Source organism: Pseudomonas sp. FW305-25, assembly GCF_017351415.1.
Lineage (GTDB): Bacteria > Pseudomonadota > Gammaproteobacteria > Pseudomonadales > Pseudomonadaceae > Aquipseudomonas > Aquipseudomonas chlororaphis.
This window is the reverse complement of the sequence record NZ_JACNDE010000044.1, coordinates 1-19,336: the sequence shown is the minus strand read 5'-3', so window position 1 is coordinate 19,336 and position 19,336 is coordinate 1. Positions and strand designations below refer to the sequence as shown.

At 63.2% G+C, this 19,336-nt stretch carries 25 protein-coding genes; all 25 read right to left on the bottom strand.

Annotation, left to right across the window (positions count from 1 at the left end; translation table 11 throughout):
- Nucleotides 1-13: 13 nt before the first annotated feature.
- Complete coding sequence (locus J4E58_RS27965; protein ID WP_087091457.1) at nt 14-220, bottom strand: tail protein X; 207 nt, start codon at nt 218-220, stop codon at nt 14-16.
- Nucleotides 195-1,040, bottom strand: a complete 846-nt coding sequence (locus tag J4E58_RS27960; RefSeq protein ID WP_087091456.1) for a phage tail protein — start codon at nt 1,038-1,040, stop codon at nt 195-197. Before J4E58_RS27960 ends, J4E58_RS27965 begins: the two co-directional genes overlap by 26 nt.
- A 9-nt stretch (nt 1,041-1,049) precedes the next feature.
- On the bottom strand, nt 1,050-3,650 hold the full coding sequence (locus J4E58_RS27955) for a phage tail tape measure protein (protein ID WP_087091455.1): 2,601 nt from the start codon (nt 3,648-3,650) through the stop codon (nt 1,050-1,052).
- A 131-nt stretch (nt 3,651-3,781) separates the two neighbouring features.
- A complete protein-coding gene (locus J4E58_RS27950) occupies nt 3,782-4,078 on the bottom strand; it encodes a phage tail assembly protein (RefSeq protein ID WP_087091454.1) in 297 nt (98 codons plus the stop codon).
- Between the two features lie 25 nt (nt 4,079-4,103).
- On the bottom strand, nt 4,104-4,613 hold the full coding sequence (locus J4E58_RS27945) for a phage major tail tube protein (RefSeq protein WP_087091453.1): 510 nt from the start codon (nt 4,611-4,613) through the stop codon (nt 4,104-4,106).
- Nucleotides 4,614-4,625: 12 nt separating this feature from the next.
- Nucleotides 4,626-5,795, bottom strand: coding sequence for a phage tail sheath family protein (locus J4E58_RS27940; RefSeq protein WP_087091452.1), 1,170 nt, complete (start codon nt 5,793-5,795; stop codon nt 4,626-4,628).
- 100 nt (nt 5,796-5,895) lie between these two features.
- Complete coding sequence (locus J4E58_RS27935) at nt 5,896-6,210, bottom strand: phage tail assembly chaperone (protein WP_256583209.1); 315 nt, start codon at nt 6,208-6,210, stop codon at nt 5,896-5,898.
- Nucleotides 6,211-6,299: 89 nt separating this feature from the next.
- On the bottom strand, nt 6,300-7,661 hold the full coding sequence (locus tag J4E58_RS32070; protein ID WP_087091450.1) for a phage tail protein: 1,362 nt from the start codon (nt 7,659-7,661) through the stop codon (nt 6,300-6,302).
- On the bottom strand, nt 7,654-8,265 hold the full coding sequence (locus tag J4E58_RS27925; protein ID WP_087091449.1) for a phage tail protein I: 612 nt from the start codon (nt 8,263-8,265) through the stop codon (nt 7,654-7,656). The genes J4E58_RS32070 and J4E58_RS27925 overlap by 8 nt, the downstream gene beginning before the upstream one ends.
- A 1-nt stretch (nt 8,266) precedes the next feature.
- Nucleotides 8,267-9,148, bottom strand: a complete 882-nt coding sequence (locus J4E58_RS27920; protein WP_087091448.1) for a baseplate J/gp47 family protein — start codon at nt 9,146-9,148, stop codon at nt 8,267-8,269.
- Nucleotides 9,145-9,471, bottom strand: a complete 327-nt coding sequence (locus J4E58_RS27915) for a GPW/gp25 family protein (RefSeq protein ID WP_009047523.1) — start codon at nt 9,469-9,471, stop codon at nt 9,145-9,147. The genes J4E58_RS27920 and J4E58_RS27915 overlap by 4 nt, the downstream gene beginning before the upstream one ends.
- Nucleotides 9,472-9,473: 2 nt before the next feature.
- The gene (locus tag J4E58_RS27910) at nt 9,474-9,689 is read right to left on the bottom strand and encodes a hypothetical protein (RefSeq protein ID WP_087091447.1); all 216 of its coding nucleotides are present in this window, start codon (nt 9,687-9,689) and stop codon (nt 9,474-9,476) included.
- Between the two features lie 69 nt (nt 9,690-9,758).
- The gene (locus J4E58_RS27905; protein WP_087091446.1) at nt 9,759-10,064 is read right to left on the bottom strand and encodes a hypothetical protein; all 306 of its coding nucleotides are present in this window, start codon (nt 10,062-10,064) and stop codon (nt 9,759-9,761) included.
- Between the two features lie 7 nt (nt 10,065-10,071).
- On the bottom strand, nt 10,072-10,653 hold the full coding sequence (locus J4E58_RS27900) for a phage baseplate assembly protein V (RefSeq protein WP_087091445.1): 582 nt from the start codon (nt 10,651-10,653) through the stop codon (nt 10,072-10,074).
- Nucleotides 10,650-11,183, bottom strand: a complete 534-nt coding sequence (locus tag J4E58_RS27895; RefSeq protein ID WP_087091444.1) for a hypothetical protein — start codon at nt 11,181-11,183, stop codon at nt 10,650-10,652. Before J4E58_RS27895 ends, J4E58_RS27900 begins: the two co-directional genes overlap by 4 nt.
- Nucleotides 11,176-11,838, bottom strand: a complete 663-nt coding sequence (locus tag J4E58_RS27890) for a hypothetical protein (protein ID WP_087091443.1) — start codon at nt 11,836-11,838, stop codon at nt 11,176-11,178. The genes J4E58_RS27895 and J4E58_RS27890 overlap by 8 nt, the downstream gene beginning before the upstream one ends.
- Nucleotides 11,835-12,164, bottom strand: coding sequence for a hypothetical protein (locus tag J4E58_RS27885; RefSeq protein WP_256583206.1), 330 nt, complete (start codon nt 12,162-12,164; stop codon nt 11,835-11,837). The genes J4E58_RS27890 and J4E58_RS27885 overlap by 4 nt, the downstream gene beginning before the upstream one ends.
- Complete coding sequence (locus J4E58_RS27880) at nt 12,157-12,336, bottom strand: hypothetical protein (RefSeq protein ID WP_087091442.1); 180 nt, start codon at nt 12,334-12,336, stop codon at nt 12,157-12,159. The genes J4E58_RS27885 and J4E58_RS27880 overlap by 8 nt, the downstream gene beginning before the upstream one ends.
- Before the next feature lies 1 nt (nt 12,337).
- Nucleotides 12,338-13,369, bottom strand: a complete 1,032-nt coding sequence (locus J4E58_RS27875; protein WP_087091441.1) for a major capsid protein — start codon at nt 13,367-13,369, stop codon at nt 12,338-12,340.
- 11 nt (nt 13,370-13,380) lie between these two features.
- Nucleotides 13,381-13,731 carry a head decoration protein gene (locus J4E58_RS27870; protein WP_009047514.1) on the bottom strand — a complete coding sequence of 117 codons (351 nt, stop codon included), beginning with the start codon at nt 13,729-13,731 and terminating at the stop codon, nt 13,381-13,383.
- An 11-nt stretch (nt 13,732-13,742) separates the two neighbouring features.
- Entirely contained in the window at nt 13,743-14,963 is a 1,221-nt protein-coding gene (locus J4E58_RS27865; protein ID WP_087091440.1) for a S49 family peptidase, read from the bottom strand.
- 2 nt (nt 14,964-14,965) lie between these two features.
- Nucleotides 14,966-16,573 carry a phage portal protein gene (locus J4E58_RS27860; protein ID WP_087091439.1) on the bottom strand — a complete coding sequence of 536 codons (1,608 nt, stop codon included), beginning with the start codon at nt 16,571-16,573 and terminating at the stop codon, nt 14,966-14,968.
- Nucleotides 16,574-16,575: 2 nt separating this feature from the next.
- The gene (locus J4E58_RS27855) at nt 16,576-16,791 is read right to left on the bottom strand and encodes a hypothetical protein (protein WP_087091438.1); all 216 of its coding nucleotides are present in this window, start codon (nt 16,789-16,791) and stop codon (nt 16,576-16,578) included.
- A gap of 12 nt (nt 16,792-16,803) precedes the next feature.
- Nucleotides 16,804-18,690 carry a phage terminase large subunit family protein gene (locus J4E58_RS27850; RefSeq protein WP_172963052.1) on the bottom strand — a complete coding sequence of 629 codons (1,887 nt, stop codon included), beginning with the start codon at nt 18,688-18,690 and terminating at the stop codon, nt 16,804-16,806.
- Between the two features lie 43 nt (nt 18,691-18,733).
- On the bottom strand, nt 18,734-19,255 hold the full coding sequence (locus tag J4E58_RS27845) for a terminase small subunit (protein WP_087091436.1): 522 nt from the start codon (nt 19,253-19,255) through the stop codon (nt 18,734-18,736).
- Nucleotides 19,256-19,336 lie beyond the last annotated feature (81 nt).

Below are 19,336 nucleotides of genomic sequence, written 5' to 3'. Positions count from 1 at the left end.
GAGGGCTGGGGGGTTACCCCCACAGCTCGATGGTTTCGATCGATGGCGCCGCAAGGTCGGGTAGCACGATCACCACCCCGGTGCGGTAGGGCTGCGGCTCATCAGCCAGACCCGGATTCTCCTGCAGCACCCACTCGACCGTGCCGTTAAGGTGCCCGTAGTGCTGGTAGCACAGGGTGTCGAGCAGATCCCCCTCAGACGTTCTGCATGTCGTTGCCATACTTCACGAACTCCAGTGAGAAACCCTGCTTGCGTGGGATGCCGCCAGCCAACAACGCGCCCTGCTCTTCATCGATGCTCAACAGACACCAGGTGCCGAGCACATCGCCATAGCCCGTAACCAGGCTGACGGGCTGCAACCGGCGGACGATGGCGCGAAGGGTGTCCAACTGCTTGATCCCTCCCTTGAAGCCGGGATAGATCACGCCCTTCAACGTGATCTTGTCCTCGCCCTGCCCCACCGCCTGCTGTGCGATATCCCGCGTCAGGCGCTCCTGGCCAGCCCAGCGCGCTGCCGTCTGCCGCCGCAGCTCGTCGAACGCGGCGGTGTCCAGGTTGAAGTAATACGGCTGCTGTTTGGCATCGAGCGGCTGCAGGATGAGCAGATGCGGGAAGGGTTTGATCGCCTCGGCCGCCGGCGTCGCCAGCGAGGCAAGCGCGCTGGTTGGCAGGATGTTGGCCAACGACGGGCTGACCTGGCCGGCTATCCGGTTGATTGCCGCCGATGCCTTTCCGGCCTGCTCCTTCAGCGAACCGAGTCGGTCTTGTACCGCCGTGGCACCGCTGACCACCTGGCTGTAGGTGGAAGCCACCCGCCCCACGGTGGATTGGGCTGCGCTGATCGCCCGCATTGTGCGCTGCAGTTTCTGGCCAAGGGCCGGGCCAATGATCGGCAAGCCCTCCAGCTCGGCTGCAGCCCCCGTCATATCGCTTACAGCACCGGTCAGCGGCCCGAGCATGCCGTCGAGGCTAGTACGGCCAGCCTCCCCCGCGGCAATCAATGAAGACAGCGTCGACTGCATAGACTCCATGTAGGCCATGGCACCTCCTTAAACATGGGGTTCGTCGAAGAGTTGCCCAGCAGCCTGCCGAGCAAGGTTTTCCCGCGACCAGGTATCCCAGCTATTGCGGATGAATCCCTCGAGCGAGCGGAACAACTGTTGCGGATCCTTGGCATCGCCTTGAATGGTGATCGGCATATTCGGCATGTAGGAGAACTGCTGGTCGACTTTGGGCGGATCGGACTTGGGCTTGGCCTGTTCGAGCGCCTGGGCGACCACCGGAGCTGTCGGTGCCGGCGCTGCGGCTCCAATCGAGCGAGCCACGTCCCCAGGCGCCGCGCCCTTGTCCTTGTCGGCCTTGGCCAACTGCTCGTCCTCGCCGAACAGCTTCTTACCGAGCCAACCACCTATGCCCTCCCCGCCCATACCGCCGAAGGCTGCACCAATGGCACCCCCGATGGCGGTACCAATGATCGGCACGACCGAGCCAATCGCCGCCCCTACAGCACCACCCGCCAGGGCACCGGCCAAACCGCCCGCCGCAGTGCCGTAGCCTTCGGCTTTCTCGTCCTGGGTTTTCGCGTTGAGGGCCGTGTCGACCAGGGTCATGCCGGCATCGAGCACTTTCCCGCCCGGCAGTTTGCCAACGAACTTGGAAGCCTTGCCGACCGTACCCAGCACCCGCCCCATCCGTCCGACCTGAGTCGCATCCGCAGCCGCGCTCGCGGCCACCAATCCGGTCGAAGCACCTCCACGCACCACCCGCCCGACTGAACTTGCAGCAGGGGACCTGCGCGTCGCCGCACCACCGCGCCCCCTTCGCTGCCTGCGGCGGCGCCGGCCGCCTGGCTCTGCAGCACCAACCGAAGAACCCACCCCGCCGAGATCCCTGGCATTGACGACAAAGACTCGCTGCGGCTCATTGCCGAGCACGCCACCACCATCGTTTGCAGCAGCTCCGCCAAACACTTTGCCAAGCACACCAAGGCCAGCATCCACCGCCTTGTTGCCGGTCTGAGGAACACCGCCACCGCCAGCAGCACCGCGTCCCAAGCGATGGCCACGCGCAACATTCCAAACGCCGCGCCCGATCTTCGCCGTGCTGTACAGCGTGAGCAGCGCACCGATACCAGCAGTGATGCCGGCAATGCCCATCACTACGCCCGGCGCCTTGTCCGACAGCTCCGTCAGTTTGCGGGCCACAAAGTTGATGCCCTGCCCGACTTTGTCCGTCACCGGCCGGATGGCGTCGCCGACACTGCGCATGCTGTCATCGACCGACTGCAGCGTCTCCTTCCAGATCTGCGACGACGTCTCGCGCCGCTCGGCCAGGTTCTTATCCAGAATCCCGGTGGCATTGGTCGAGTCGTTCTTCAGTTGGGTGTACAAGCCCCTGTTCTGCGCATAGGCCGTGAGCGCCGCCTTGACCTGCATGTCCGCGAACAAGTCCCCGGTACGCAGGGACTTCTCCAACGCATCCAGGGCAGCCCTGGCCTTCTCCGGGTCAGCTTCCTTGCTGACACCGGCCTGGGCATCCTTGATCTTTTTCGCCTTGGCCGGGTCCGTGGCCTCGACATACTTCAGGGCCAGGGCCATCGACGATTCGATCGTCGACATGCCCTTCTGGATGCCGGTGTTCAGCGAGGCTTGGTAGTCGATGCCAGCTTTCTTGTAGGCATCGACTACCTCACCAGAGCCAATCTTCTCGATCCAGTTCTTGAAGTTGTTCGCCGCTTCATCCGAGCTGCCGGCAGTTTTCATCTGCACTTGCAGCATCGACCCCAGAGACGTCACTGCCTCTAGCCCCGTGCTGCCGCTCTTCTCCATACCGGCCAACAGCTGCGGGAACCAGCGGGCCATGTCACTGGCCTCAAAACTGCCCGCCTGGCCTTGGTACGCGATGGCCTCGAGCGCCTGCTGCATGACCTTGGGGTCGGTGATCTTGGCGTTCTGCTGCAGCGCCATGATCATCGATGCCGTATCGACGCCACTGGCACCCTGCCCGACCGCGAACTTGGCGGCGGTAGGGGCATAGGCCAGCGCCTTGTCCAGTTCCATACCGGCACCGACGAGCTGGTTGACCAGGTCGGCAACGTCGTTGCGCGACATGCCCGTGTCCTTGGCCGTATCGATGACCGTCCTGGTCAGCTGGGCCTCCTCGGGTTTGTTGGCCACGTCGGCCTTGATCGCAATGTCACGGATCACGGCCTGGTAATCCGCGCTGATCTTCGTCGGGACTGCGGCCATGCCTACGCCGACAACCGCGGCGCCGATGTTCGACTTCAGCGAAGACTTGCCCGCATCGATCTGCTGCCGTCCCTTCTGCTGCAGATCTGCTGCCTTCGCTTCGCGCCCAAGGCGCTGGTACTCCCGAGCAAGGCGCCCGACCTCGACGCCCTGTTTCTTCAGGGCATCGAGATTGCCTTCCAAGCGACGCAGCAGACCGGATGCTGCTGACGACCCACTGTCATGGGCCTTCTTCCATTCGTCCCTGAGCTTGATCGTTTCGCCGATGGTGTTCTTCAACACCTTGGCCCGACTGCCCTTGTCCTCGAGCTTCTTGATATGTCCCTGGGCAGTGCCGAATGCCGCACCGAGCGATGCTGCAACGGCACCGCCGATTTCCAGCGCTATCGCCAGCTTTGCCATGCGCTACCCTCCTACAGGCTCAATCCGTGAGCCACCAGACGATGTCCATCCAGGACATCACCGAGATCTCCGCTGCCGAAAAACCCAGCTCTGCAGCCAGCCGTTTGGCCAGCTGCTTCTGGGTCTGCGGGTCAAAGCTCGTCGTCTTGCACCAGGCGAAAATAGCCGGCCTGTAGACGGGTGTAGTCCTTCAGTGCCAGCCCTTCGAGATCCTTCACGCTGACTTCAGCCAGCGAGGCGAACAGATTCAGCTCACGCTGCTCATCATCGCCGTCGGCGGTGACCTGGGCGCCGCGAATATCTCGAACAGTCGGTGCCCGCAGGGTCAGCGTGTCGACCGTGACGCCGTTGCACTCAGTTGGCTTGCTCAGTTTGACGGTGACGCGATCGACGTCGACCTGCAGGAATGCGGGGATTTTCTTGGTCATGGAAGTGTTGTCCTTGTCTGTGAAGTTACAGGCCCAGGGCCCGGCGTTGCTCGGCGAGCTGGTCGACACCGTTGATGACCCGCTTCATGCCCAGAGCATCGATCTCGTAGACCACGCGTCCGTCGACCTCGAGCTTGTAGTAGGTCACTGCGACGTTGTGCTTGATCTCGGCCTTGTCACCTGGCTTCCAGTCGCCCATGTCGACCTCTTTCAACGCCCCGCGCAGGGTGACGATGACCGGGGTGATCTTGCCCTTGAGGCCCTTGTAGGCCCCGCGGAAAGTGCCGTTGAAGGCGGTGCCGTCAGCCAGGCCGAAGAACTTCAGCGACTCACGGCGCACGCCGGTGGTGGTGAAGCCGGCCTCCTGCTTTTCCATGCCCTGGTCCAGTTCCACCGGCACATCCATGCCTCCGGCTCGATGCTCTTCCATCTTCAGGGTGAGCTTGGGCAAAGTCAGGCTGGGCACATCGCCCTGGAAACTGATGCCATCGACGAACAGGTTCAGGTTGGCCAGCGTTTCGGGAATCATTGCCATCGGATACGCTCCTTATGCGGCGTTGTTGTCGAGGACTTCGGTCAGCCACTGATTGGTGACCTCGACGCGGAAGTTCGGGTTTTCGGCCGGCGGGACGTCGGTGAAGCGGATGTTCCAGTACACCTTGCCCTGCGCCAGTTGGCTCTCGGTGTTCAGCTCCGGGTCGGCGTACACCTCAAAGTTGATGATTGCGCCCTGAGCTTTCAGGTCGCGCATGAACGCCCGCAGCCCCTCGGTCACATCGTTGACGTAGGTGGCAGTGATCGATCGGTCGACAGCCCACTTATGGCCGTACAGGATCGCGTCCATCACGATGTCCATGGTCCGCACGCGGGTGACGAAGGCCCACTTCGGATCACTCGACAGCGTGCGGTTGCCCCACAGGCGGTAGCCGTCGTCGCGAATAATGGTCGTCACATTGGCGTTGTTCAGCAGGTTCGCCCGGCACGTCTCGTCACCGTCGAGAAACTCGACCGGGCGCGTTGTACCGGTGATACCGACAAACTCTTTGTTCGAGGGTGAAGCCCAGAAGCCGTACTCGCTGTCAGTCCAGGCAAACAAGCCGGCAACATAGGCCGAGCTGGGCGCGTTGACGGTCGCACTGGTGTCCGTGTCCCAGTACTGCACACCGGGGTCGACCAGAAAGGCCCGCTTGGCACCGAACTCGCCGGCATAAGCGATGGCCGCTTCGTCGGTGGTGTTCGGGCCGTCGATGATGGCGATACCGCGCAGCTTGTCCGCCAAGGCCACCAGTGCGGTGCCCACGGCCTGGGTGGCGCTGTACTTCGGTGTCACCAGCAACCGCGGTTGCGCGTTGAAGCGACTCTTGCCATCGAGCAGTGCCTGCATACCGGTACGCTTGCCGTCGGCCAGCACACCGCCGATGATCGCCGAGATTTGCTCCGCAGGATCGGCCAGCTTGTCCACGCCGCAGGCGACGATAACTGCCTTGGCTCGGGTGTAAATCGCTCGGCAAGCCTTGGTGATCGCGGCATTCTGGCCGAACGCCGCGATCGCCTCGCGCTCGTTGGTGATCAGCACCAGGTCATTCGCTTTGGCCTTGGCGTCAGGGCCAGGGGTGAAGGTGTCGACCAGGCCAATGATCGATGACGACGGTAGCGCGATGGTGCGCGCCCCGGTATCGACGTTCGTTACGGTAACGCCGTGAAAGAAGCCACTCATTAAAGTCTCCAGATACGAAAAAGCCCCGCATGAGCGAGGCTTTGGTGGGTGATGATTACGGGTGGTGGAAATGAAAACGCCCCGTCAGTGCGGGGCGTTATCAGGTTTGTTCGGGCACCCAGCCAGGAACCGTAGGCCTGCCCGCAACCGCTGGGAATCCCGGGGATTGAGGCCAGTCGCGCAGTTCCTGCACGTAAGTCAGCAACTCCCGGTACTGATCACTGCCCAATGTGGTCGAGAGGCCCAGCTCAGATTGGCCCCGATGGCGCTCGACCAACCATTTAACGCTCTCAATGGCCGCGTCCCGCCAGCTTCGTTCGAGTGCTTCAACCTCTACCGTCGGCGGAGCCGGCGGGGCCTTGAAGCTCCCGTCTGAATGCAACCACCCGACCTGTGTATCGGCGTTGCAAGGCATCCAGATAAGCGCTTCATGGAAGCGCCCTGTTGGGTCAATCTGGGTCAGTTCCTTGACCGTACCGCCTTCGAGTCTTGCCCACATTGTCATCACCATTGAATTGTCACCGCCCCGTTTGCCCCATTTGGCGCGGGGCCGTCAGCCCGGCCGCCGCCGCCCATTCCTGGGGTTTTTGGTGGGTTGTTGTCCGCACGAGCCGCAACGGATTCACCGCCGCCACCCGCACCACCCAAGAAGGTCGTATTGGCTGAGTTGCCAACGGGCACACCACCAGCCCCTATTGCTTCATTTTCATCACCGCCGAAACCTTTACCGCTACCCGGAGCATTGCCATTCACATACCCGCCATCACCACCAGTGGCAGAACAAAAGCCCACTGCTGACGATGATCCCCCCGCACCACCCACACTGCCTTCGGTTATCGCCCCCAAGCCACCAGCGCCCACCGTGATCGATACCTGAGTGATGCCGGTCAGGTCGACCAGCCGGCGCGAAATCCCACCACCGCCGCCACCCGAAGGACCGGGCACCACCGAAGATCGGCCACCACCGCCACCGCCACCCGTGACTTGCACCCAGGCCTTCGTGACACCGGACGGCACATTCCAGGTGTAGACCCCCGGCACCGCGTAAACGGCGCGCCCGCGAAACGGGAACTGAGACGCAAGCTTTTTCGGGGAAACCATCGTGCTGTCATCGGCGCCGGCGTTGACCAACTGTTGCGTTGCGAACCGGGCGATACCGAGTAGGGTTTCTGTAGCCTGCACCACCTTCACCGCAATAGCCTGAAACACGCGCAAAGCGCTCATGGGTTTGTTGGTATCAGTACCCGCCTCGGCTTCCGGCTGGCTGGCAAAGGCAATGCCATACCCCGCCAGCGTGGTCGGGTTGCTCCCCGCCTGAACAACGCCACGCTCGTCAATCGTGACCGAGCGGTAAGTGCCTGCCACCTTGCCCGGTGGCAGTACCCCATTGACTGTGACATCCACGTACTCGCGGGTGGCCAGCACCACAGACGGGTCGATTTTCAACTGGATGTTCGACGTACCGCTGGTGATGATGTGCATCCGCACTACCTGGTTGCGCCCAGAGTTCTGCGCCAACTTCGGCTTGTAACTGGGGGGCATATTGCCCACCGCGGAAAACACACCATCCTTGTCTTCCAATGCCAGCTCGCGCATCCACCAGCCACCGACATCAGCCGGCAACACCAGCTCAGCAATAAGCACATTGGAGTCAGTCGGAGAAACCCGCAGCTGATTGAGCTGGGCGCGATAGACCTGATTAACGAGCTTGGTTTGCGTCGGGCTAGGGACGGGGTCAGCCCCTCCCCCGTCGCCAATCAACATGTACTTGGGCTCCCAAGGAATGCCCAAGGCGTCGCAGTTGGTTTTCTTGGCGGCACCGAGCGTTGTCAGCATGCCGCCGAATATAGTGTTCTGATCAACCATAGGGATACATATCCAGTTCGTCGAGGGTATAAACGCTTACGCCGCTGTAACCCTGGATCACCATATCGATGTCAGGATTGTTCCAGGGGTACACGTCGATTTCGTCGCCGTCATAAATGGCCACGCCCACGAAGGCGTCGATGCGGCTTTCTAAAATGATGTCGAGTCCGGTCAACTGCCGACTCACGGGCTTGGCGTCGTCGATCAGGCGCTCCAGTTCCCGATACATCTCCTCCGTAATGCCGGTTTCGAGGACACCCACTTTCAGCGCGAAAGTACCGGGCACGCCTTCGGGCACGGTCTGCCACCATTCGACCACTTCGATCAGGTAGCCCAGCGGTTCAACGACACGACGCAGCGCGCCAATTGTTCCTTTGTGTGCATGGATGTAGAACGACGACGCGATGGCCGAACGCTTCACCGCCTCGGACCAGCTGTCATCCCAGCGATCCACCGACCACGCCCAGGCCAGCTGATATAGCAAGTGCGCCGGGCAGGTGGCGGGGTTGTACAGCGTCCGAAGCGGGATCTCGGTCACTTCTTCCGTGGCGACTTCAATGCCCCGCTCCAGCGGGGTGCTGTTCAACGGCAGTAGGCTTTTCATATCAGCTACCCCGCGTCACGCTGATATCCTCACACCAGGCCGCCTGGGCTTTGGTGGGACGGATATCTGACCACCCCACCAGCTCCACCCGACTGACACCAGCAATGTGCAGCTGCGCGTCTACCCCTGACCGCGCTACCTCCAACCCCAAGCGGCGCCTGGGGTTCACCCAGGCCCGCAAGCGCTGCTCGCATTCGGCGAGGATCGCTTCGTTCTCCGGTCCTGTGCCTGACATGTAAACGAGGGCCTCGACCCGATAAGTCAGGATCTGTGCAGATTGGACGGTGAGCCGATCGGCAACAGGGCGTACATCGTCGTCACTAAGATGCAGACGCACCGTCTCCAGCAGCTCAGGCGGAGCCAACCCTGTGCCCTCCAAGTCCAGCACTGTCACGACCACTTCGGCCGGGGCCGGGCTCTCTGCTGTAGCATCTGCCACACGTCCCGAAGCATTGCGCGCATGCAGGATGTAGCTGTTTCGTGGGCCGGCGGTGGTCAGGCCCTCATAGACCAGCTGCACGCGCTCCCGCAGGGCATCGTCGGCCTCGAGAACCCGTTCCACCGGGGGCACCGAGTTCAAATCCTCAGCCTGCACCACCAACCGCTGCAGGTTCACATTGGCGGCCAACTGGTCAAGGTCAGCCTTCGTTGCATATGCCAGTAGCAGAGACTTCGCAGCGTCGTTGACCCGTGCACGGTTCTGCATCCGGCGGAACGCGCCCAGTTCGAGGAGCTTGGTGATCGGGTCACTCTCGAGCAGCGCATCCCACTTGTCGCCCATGTACTCGCGAAAGCGCTGCAACTCTTCGCCGTAAATCTCCTCGAAGTCCAGGCTCTCCAACACCTGCGGCGCCGGGAGCTGCGATAGGTCTACTGCGCTCATACACTCACCTCCATCACTGCGCTGTCACCCAGGTACTCGCCGGTCAGTTGCAAGCTGATCTGCCCATCGACAACGGCCACAACGCGCACGCGCTCCAGCCGTAGCCGTGGCTCCCACCGGCCCAGAGCACGGGCGACTTCGGCCTGAACCGCACTCTTCCAACCCTCATTCACCGGCAAGTCCACGTAGCGGCGTAACTGGCACCCATATTCCGGACGCATCCGCCGGCTGCCGACGGTGGTACCGAGAATGTCCTCGATGGACTGCCGCAGGTGCGCCAGGCCGGAGACCGGCTGCCCCGTTCGACGATCCATGCCGATCATGGTCAGGCCTCCTTGAAGTCGGCCCGGTTGCGCATATAGGCCAAGCCAGGGGCATCATCGCCCGCGAGGGTGACCTGCCCCTGGACAACCTCGAGCACCAGCCAATCGGGCAGGACCAGCGTGCGCCGGGTGTACTCCTGGTCGATGAAGGTGACTGCCTTGCTGGGTTGCGGTAAGGGCTCGACGACCTCACCGGCTTCTTTCTGTGTCTTGGCCATGGAACCTCCAGGCATTAAAAAGCCCGCATCAGCGGGCTGGGGTGAGTGGTGCGGGTTACTTTGAGCGGCTCAGCGAACGCCTAACGCGCCACTGAGTGCGTCGGCCAATGCCTGGGCGTCAGGGTTGCCCGAAATGCTGATCGTGACAGCCATGCTCCGGCCAGGGCCGGGGTTGCGGATGTAGCGGCCGCTTTGCAGCGCCATCGCCAGGCCCTGGGCGATTTCCTCGGGGTCGTTGTCGCCAGCCAGCAACCGACGCCAAAAGCTCAGCATGCGGATGTGATCGGCAAAGCCGGTGATGCCGTGCTCCACCATCTTTTCAACTACGCTTCGATGCGCCCCATTGATCGGCGGCAGCGGGTCTTTCTCAGTCATAGGTACCTCAGTGCTTGTGGTTCGGCGTGTTGCCGGTGGTGTCGATGATCCGGCCACCTCCGTTAATGTCGCCCGTCACCGTGAGCGGACCGTTGATCGTCACTTGGCCGGTCAACGTAATCGTCTCGGCCTGTGCACTGATGCTGCTGGACTTGGCCATGATGGCCTCGCCTGTCAGTACCGCCTGTGAGGCGCCCACCTGGACGGTCACCGTGCCGCTGGGCAACTGAATGGTGTAGCTCTTGGCCTGCCAGTCGTAGATCAGCGAGCCGCCATCGTCGAAGCGCCAGGTCTCGACGTGGTCGCGGTTGTCCGGCTGAGCACCGGCGTTGCCGTACAACCCCGCAACGAAGGTGCCCTGAGCGGGCTCGCCGCTCGGGCTGATCAGGACACCCTGCTCATTCAGGCTTGGTGCCCGCCAGTGACGCGCCTTACCCGCCGCCTGGCTGTGCCAACGCACCCAGGCACTGGTCCAGCCGCTTCCGTCCGAGACCCGGACCATGGCGGCGGCGAGGTCGACCGCGACCACCCGACAAGGGATCACCAGGCTGGCCAACATGCGGTCGTGCATTGCCGATACATAGCTCACTCCATGGCCTCCGGTGGCAGGTAACTGCCTTCACTGCCTGGGCCGGTGTCGGGAACAAAACCCCAGACAAGCGAGCCTGGCGGCTGATTGGGCCAGGGCCACTCTTCCGTACCGAGGTAGATGATCTGGGTCCACTCGACCACCCAAGCCGCCAGCCCGTCCAGCTCTGGCCTGCTCCAGTCGGGTTCAGCCCGAACCAGCTGGGCCGGCTCAACCTCTATCCCCCAGGTTTGCATACGCAGCAGCACCGCCAACTGAGCAGCGATAAACGCCGCAACGTGTAGATGATCGTCATGCTCGGCACCGACGATAGCCCGCGCCTCGAAACGCGCCTCGATCGCTACCTCGCCCGTGCCTGGGTCATAGTCAGCGGGCTCGAACCCAGACAGCTCCAGAACAATCCCAGGGACGGCGATGGCTTGAAGCATTCCGGGCATCGTGCCCACGTAGTGCAGGCCAGGAATGGCCTGAGCTATGGCCTCCTCCATCGCGGCGTACACCCTCGCCAGAGGGATCGGATCATCAGCCATTACCAGTTCTCCGTAAGAGTTTGTGCATTTCGAAGTTCAGCTCCTGCTCCATCCCCACCAGCAACCGCTGGTGAGCCTTGTTCGTCCATGACTCGAAGTGAGGCCTCACCGCCTCGAGCGAGATTTTGGCCTTGGCCAGCGGGAAGCGACTGTCGTTCTCGGCGATCCAGCCCGAGCTGGCCCCACCCGCTTTCGAAACCTCGCTCTCGGGATAGTCGCTCGCTCTAAAGTGCTTGCTGGCCGTGCGGATCCAGATGTCTGGATTGCCGCCGTACACCTGCCGATAGAACGCGCCCTGGTATCGACGCCCCGCCACCGAGACACCTGCGCGGGTCTGCCTGGCCCGGCCAGCACGGCTGGCCTCGATCGGGTTGAGGCCAAACCAGAGTCTGCCCTGCCCGTTGCTGCCCACCGTGTAAGCCCGCAGGCGCTGCCGCACCGCCGCGATGGCAATGCGCTCCTGCTGGCCTACCGAACGCGCGACGTGAGTACGCAACCAGCGCAAGGTCTTGTTGATGGCCCGGCGCTGGGCTGCGTTGATCGCCTTGGGCACCAAGTCGGCAAACTGCTCGAACCCCTTCACCTGTCGAGGGTTCGCCTGCAGTGTGATCAGGCCGGTGTCGGAGGACTGCTTGTGATAGCTGCCTACATTCATCGAACCTCCCGTAAAGCGAAATTGATCCAACCCGTACCGTCCGGGTCACGCTTGGCGATGACGTACCGTCCACCGCCATCTGCAGGCGCAAGATCGCAGACCAGGTGCAGGCCTTCCTTGATGCCCGCCGCGTCACCCACACGCACAGAGAAGACAGGTTGACGGAGGCCGGTGTTGATAGTGCCGACCTTTGGCTGCTGCCACGGCACGGACATGAACCCCTTCACCGACTCGTCGAAACCTTCGATTTCGACCTCATCACCCAGCTCTTCCAGTAGCGCAGCATCCATGCCCGCCACCTGATCGCGGAAGCCCACGTCAGTCACCGCCGTCCTGATCATCTTTCGGCAGCTGGCCGCGGCGAGCGATCGTGCCTTCGGCCACCAACAGCGCGGCGACCTCCTTGCTGGGCGGGTCGTAAACCTCACCCTGGCGGATCACCTCGGTACCGTCCTGAATACAACCGTCTACCACCACGTATTCCGTTTTCGCTGCCATGTCACACCACCTTTGCGTAAAGGAAAGCATTCGGTTCCAGCATGCCGGCCAGAGGAGCCGACTGGAGCTTCAGCCAACGCACACTCGGCTCCTTGGTGACCCAGCTCTTGGGGAAGCGCGCCGCTTCGACCAGGCCGCTCTCGATGGCTTCCAGATCCTGAACGGCCGCGTAGAGCATGGCGTTGCGGGTCGAGGTGGAACCCAGAATCAAGCCGCCTGCCGGAATCACCGGTTGCTCGTTGCCGGTTGCGTCCAGGTACCACTCGTCGTAGACGTACAGATCGATGCCCGGATCGTTGAGGTAGCCGAGGTAGGTCACCCCGTCCGGCAGTTCTTCAGGCTTGATCAGCCCCATGTCCACGCGCCGGCTGTTCAGCTGTTTCAGCACCGTCTCATTGCTTTGGAAGGCATCCTGCGCCTCGGCGCTCAACACAGCTACGTTTGCCGATCGACCGGAATCCTTGGCGATCAGACGGCGCCACTGGCGCATATTGGCGATCGGGTCAGAGCCGGCTGTGTTCCAACGCCCGGTGGCAAGCGTGACCTTGTGGGTGTCTTCCATGAGGAAGTCGATGGTGTCATCCACACCGTCGCCGACTACCCGGATACGCCCGGTCGTCAGCGCTTGGGCGCACATCCACTCCTCGCGGCGAGTGATCTCGTCATCGAGGTCCACCAGGTCACGGCCGAGCAGCTCACCGGCTCGCTCAAGCGGGGTGCGTGTCGAGAATGGGTTCTCGCCCGCACCGCGCTTCAGGATCAGCTCAGCACGGGTTTCGCGCTTCGGCTGAATGTACGGCGGCTTGTAGGTCGACGAGTTGATGCCGGTACGCTGCGACACGCTGCCTGGCAGGGTCGGGTGTACGAACGGCGCCATCTTGCGCTGGCCCTTCACGATGTCGATGGAGACCGTTTCAGTGCCGAAGGTCTCGGGAGCACCGCCGTTGAAGAAGGTGTTCATGAGGAAGCGCCGCGGCGTCGCCATCTGCTCGACGGCTTCCAGCATGGTCAGGGTGTCGAAAATGTCAGTCATGGGTGCTCCAATCAACGAATGAAGAGGCAGAGAGGACGCAGAGCGGCCTTCGCAGCGGCCAGGGTCAGGCCCTCGCCAAAGGTGAGTTGGCTGCCCAGCACCTGGCCGGTCAGACGGATCGGCGCGCTCTTGGCGCCGTCGGTGGTGTCGACGTCCTGGTCGAGGATCACCGCGGGCGTCTGCGAGCCGTCCTCGGCAGCGGCCTTGCACAGCAGGTACTCACTGGTGGTGGTGACCTGGCCCAGCACCGCACCGCGGGCCAGCTTCTGGCCAGCGGCAATAACGCCGGTGTCCATCACGATGGGGAAGTCGCCCGCCGAGAGCTGGCTCGGCAGGTAGGTCTTGCGTTCGGGGTTGCTCATGAAACTCTCCTTCAGCGGCGCGACGCGCCGGCCACAATGGCGCTGACAGCGGCTTTGCGGTCAGCTTGCTTGCTGTCAGTGGATGGGGAAGTGCTGGTGACGCCTTGGGCATCGCCCTTGATGGCAGCCAGCGAGATACCGCGGTCCTGGGCCGCCTTGAACAGCACCAGGGCGGTGGCTTCTACAGAGCTGCCATCGTCGATGGCCGCCCCGACTTCCTTCTCGAAGCCTTTGGCGGCCAGGGCGTTGATGCCCTTGATGCGCTCACGCTCGGCGGCGGCAGCCTCGGTGCGGATCGCCGCGGTGTCAGGCTGGGCCGCCTGAGCGATCTCGATGGTGTTGGGGTCGGTGCCAGCTGCAATCGCCGTGCGCAGTTCTGCCGTGGTAGTGACGGTGGTCATGGTGTGTATCCTTGGGGAGTTGAGGGCCGGCTTGGCCAGTTCAGTAATCAGGGATTCCAGCGAGCCCACGCGATGGGCCAGGCCGTGCTTGACGGCATCAGCACCGACGCGGATCCCGCCGTGATCGCCCATCTCGGGTACCTTCTCGGCAGTCACGCCGAGGTTGCGGGCAACCTTGCCCACAAAGACTTCGCCCAGGGCGTCGATGGTCTCGCCCAGCTTCGCCCGGCCTTCCTCGGTGTTGAGGTCCGGGCGCTTGTTGGGGGCATTGCGGCTGACGATCTGGTAACGGGTCCGCCCGCTCACCTTCTCGTTCTCGACTACCGCCTCAACAACGACGCCGATGCTGCCGGCCAGGCTGGCCTCGTCGATGACAATTTCGCTGGCCGCCGAGGCGATCCAGTAGGCCGCACTGGCCCCGATCCCGCCGATGTACGCGACGATGCGCTTGCGCGCGCGGCCGGCGTAGATCATCTCGGCCAGCTCATTGATGCCCGACGCGACCCCACCGGGGCTGTCGATGTTGAGTACGATCGACCGGACCTTGGGGTCATCCAGCGCTCGCTGAATGTCCGTGGCCAGGATCTGCGTGCTGGTCGCACCGCTGATCTCGGTGAACAGGTTCGCGTAGCGGAAGATCGGTCCAACGACCGGTACCACTGCCACGCCGTTGCGCATGGTCACCTTGCGGGTGTCCTCCAGCTGCTCGCCACGCTTGGTCGCCAGTGCCACCGGATCGCCCATGCGGTCGGAGATGGTCAGCAGGTTGTCCAGCGCGTCGGGCAGCATCAGCCAGGGCTGCGAGGCCGCCAGCTCAAGTGCTCGAGGCATGTCTATTCCTCTTCGGGTTTGGGGTCAGGCGGGGACTCAAGCCCGCTCTTGGGCAGGGCCTGCATGTTGTTGGCACGGCGATAGGTGACTTCGCGGGTTCGCTGACGAATCACCTGCTGCCAGGGCTCGCCGGTCATCGCCGCTGTCTCCAGCGTTTCGTTGCTTACGCCGATCTCAATACGCTTGCCGGCAGCGTTGGCCTCTTTCAGCTCATCGATGGCCCCGCGCGCCGGCCCGATCCAGATGGCTTGGCAATAGGCTTTGCGCCTGGCCGGAGCGTTGTATCCGGGCAGGTCGATTAACCCCCTGGCCACAGCCTCATCGATGACCAGTTCGCGGCTCGGCTGGCAGAAGTCGCAGGCCAGCCACCAGCGGCGCAAGCTGTAGAAGCGCCAGGCCTGGAGCATCGCGGCACGGGCAGCGCTGTAGCTGCTGCTGTAGTGCAACAGCAGCTCCTCCAACGGTAGTTCCAGTGCCGCGCCGATCTCCTTCACCACCGCGGTGAAGAACGGGTCGAACTGGGCGTTTGGGCGGCCGGGGTTGGCCACCATCGGCTCCTCACCCACGCCGAGGTCCACGATCGCGCCCTCACCCAGGGCGAGCGTGCCGTCAGAGGTGTCATCACCTCCAGGCTGTTCTTCAGTCAGAGCCGACATCGGCAGGTTGCCGGTACTGAAGTCACTGCTCTTCTTGATGAACACGGTGAACATCGCCGAGATCACGGCCGCCATCAGCTCGGCGCTGCTGTAGCGCTCCAGCTTCTGCAGTGGCTCCAGCACCGGGGACAGGTACGGTGCGCCGCGCTTCTGCCCAGGCCGCTCCTTATCCGCCATGACGTGCAGCACGCGACGCCGCCCAGTTTCAGCACCGAACACGGTCAGCCGCTCCCAATGCAGCGCCTTACCCGCCAGATGCTCACCGGGGTAACCGGAACACACGTGGTACGCCACAGGCGAACCCAGCCCGTCGAACTCGACACCTTCCACCAGGTCCACCCGATCCATGCTGCCGTTCGGGTTGCCGACACGGTCGGACTCGATCAGTTGCAGCCGCGTACTGAAGATGCAACCGGGGCGCTCCTGGTCCGGGCTGGCCACGAACACGTCTCCCGCCACCATCGACGACACCAGCACCAGGGCTTGCAGCTGGTAATGGTTGAGCGTCGCTTCGGCGTCGCACTCCCTCGGGTCATCGGCGTACAGCGACCACAACCGGTCCAGTTGAGCGTTGAGCTGTTCGGCCTCCTCTTCGGTCAGGCCCAGCGCTTCATGGTCGACCTGGGCGCGGCAAACCAGCCCCGTGCCCACGACGTTGGTGCGCAGCCGTGTGATGGCCGCGCGGGCCACCAGGTGGTTACGCATGGCATCACGGGAGCGCGCCACCAGCATCCGGCGCTCGTTCTGATTGAAGTCGCGCCGTGGGCTGCCAAGGCCAGGCAGCCAGCTGGCTACACTGCGCAATACCCGTGACGCACCGCGCCAGCGGGTTTCAACCCCACCGCCGCCGCCCTGGGCAACGATCTGTTGCCCATCGACCGACGCCCTGGCCACGCGGATCGCTTCGGTCATCAGCTGCTCGGCAGCCGACTCCTGTTTACGGAACGGCCACATGGTCAGATCCCCACGTAGGAAACACGGCTGCGGCCGCGGCCCTGCAGCGCTGCCCGCTCTTGGGCGACCTGTTCGGCGTACTGTTTCTCCAGCAGGCGCAAGCTGTTGAGCTCGGCCAGCTGGACCTCGCGATCTTGTCGACGCAGGCGCTGGCCGTTTTTCAGGACGCGCGAGATCGCCGCCCGGACCTCGTCGAGGCGTTGTTGTGCATCTGTCATGGTGAACCTCGGTTAGCTGACGCGACTCCGCGTGCCCCGACCGCGCGTGACAGCCCGGCGAGGAACCGGCGCCACCGCCTGTTCAGTAGTGAAGAGGGTGGGCTGAAGCTGTTGCTGCTCCAGCTGGTCCCATTCGTTGTCGCGCAGCAGATGGGTCTTGAGGCTGCGGGCTGCGTGCAAGGCGTACACCTCGCAGTCCAGTGCCTCGTTGCGTCGGCCGGCCTTCTTCTGCCAGACCATCTTGCTGGGGTTGCGCGCGTGCGGGGCCAGGACTTCGTTGGTCACCTGCTCGTAGTAGTCCGCGCGGATCTCGCTGTACCAGTGCATGCGCCCTGGCCCGCTGCCCTTGAGGCGCATCCGGCCATCGATCAGCGTCTTGGCCTTGTGGGTACCGACGATGAATACGCGCAGGCCATACCTGGCGGCCTTGGTGTTGTCCTGACTGGTATCCGCCGACTGGGCCGGCTTGGTGAAGATCTCCCGGTCCCGGCTGTCGATGGACGCGCCCTTGATCGCCATGATGTTGAAGCGCTGGCGATCCCGCACGTAGGTGTACACCGCGTCGCTGGTGTTGCCGTCGGAGCTGTCGATGCTGACCGCCGACACGGCCAGTTGCGCACCGCTCTCGGTGGGGATCGGCGTGGCGATGATCCGGTCGAGCTCGGTCCACACCCCGTCATTCGGGTCGATCGGGTTGCCGGGCAGCTCGCCCCAGTACAACCGCCAGGACTCCTCCCCTCGCCCCCAACCCACGATGACCAGCGCGAGACGATCGCCCTGGACGTCGACACCGACCGTGACCAGCAGCGTGCCCTTCGGGGCAGTCAGCTCGGCGTAGGGTTCGGCGCGTTTCTCCAGTTCGTCCGTTTTCGGCGCGTTGCTCTTGTACTCGTAGCTCTCGCCCATCGAGCTGTTGGTGAAGGCGATCATCGGGCCGATGTTGCCAAGCGACGCCGCGTGTTCGGACTGCAGTTTCTTCTCCATCAGCACTTCGAAACGCGAGCCATGGAACGTGGCATACAGCTCGTTGAGGATGTAGCCGGCGATGCCGCGGAACTCGGCAGTTGCCTCCCAGCGCCCACGCTTGAGGTTGGCGTTCTTCTGGTGGTCATCCCAGATCTCGCCGCAGTGAGGGCATGCGTAGTACGCCGTTTCCGGGCGGCGCTTGCCGTACACCTCATGGAAGTAGTGCTCATCCTCATCGCAGTGCAGGTGGTCGAAGCTCAGCGCATGCGCCTGGCCGCAGCCGTGACACGGAACCAGGCCCACGCGCTTGTCCGACAGTTCCAACTCGGCATCAATCGCCGACAGCCCTTTGATGGTCGGGGTGCCGCCGATGATGATCTTCGACCGCCGGAACGTCTTGAGGCGCTCCTTGGCCAGCTTGATGCTGTCCCCCTGCCCCCGCAGGTTCAGGTTGCAGTCGTCGGGCTCTTCGATGGCGACCCGCGGAACCGGCGTCGATTTCACACTGGCCGGGCTGTTGGAGCCGACCATCTTGAGGAAGCCGCCGGGGAACCGTTTGAAGTCCTGACGCTGCTGCAGCTTGCGGCTGCGCAGGTCTACTTTCTTGCGTAGCCGCGGCGTAGCCTCAATCATCGGTTCGAGCTTCTCGCCGACATACTGCTTGGCTGCTTCGGCCTTGGGGAACAGGATCAGGATCGGCGACGGGTCGAGGTCGATCCACTTGCCGAGGGCATTGCCCAATACGCCCGACGTCCAGGCCACTTGGGCCGACTTGCGGCCCACGATCTCACCAACGTTCGGATCGTCCAGCGCCTCCAGTGGACCACCGGGCCAGATCAGGTGCGGTGTCTTGTCGAACCGGTACTTACCTGGTGTGGCTGACTCTTCAGGGGCCAGCCAGCGGAACTTGTCCGCCCACTGGATAATTGTCATGCGCGGGGGCGGCGCCCACTTGCGGCAGACCCGGCCCATCGCTTTACTCGCCGTCTTCCTCAGAGCCCTCCTCATCGTCCGGCTCGTCAGGATCCCCAGCGAGATCGTCGCCCTCGTCATACGCGGACAACCTCCTCAGTATTGATTCGATAGGATCGCGGATCAGTTGGTCGTCTACCTGCACGCCGTACTGGGCGGACAGGGTTGCCGCCAGCTCATCAGGGAAGGTATTCAGCAGTTCGATCTTGGCCGCGGTGATTACCGCTTCGAAGCGCTCGACCATCTCGGCTTCGATCACGACTTCCCCCAGGTCCTTGGCCAACGCCAGTTCTTCGCGATCTCCGCGCAGCCTGTCGAGTCGGTCGCGGGTGGATTCCTTCTTGCCGTTCAATGCGGCCTGGCGCATCAGCCATTCGATCACCGCCTGGGTGTCGTACTGGTTTTCGTTGCCACGCCCCACGCCGAACTCGATCACCGGCATGCCTTCCTTCTGCCACCGGCTCAACGTGCGCTCGTCTCGACCGACGATCTCGCCGAGCTCGACCTTACTGACTGTCATCCCCATTGCTAAGTCCTTGAAAAGACGGACATCCCTGCCGAAATCTCAGCTGCAGGGAACCCGCGAGTCTGCGCACCCGTGTAGGGG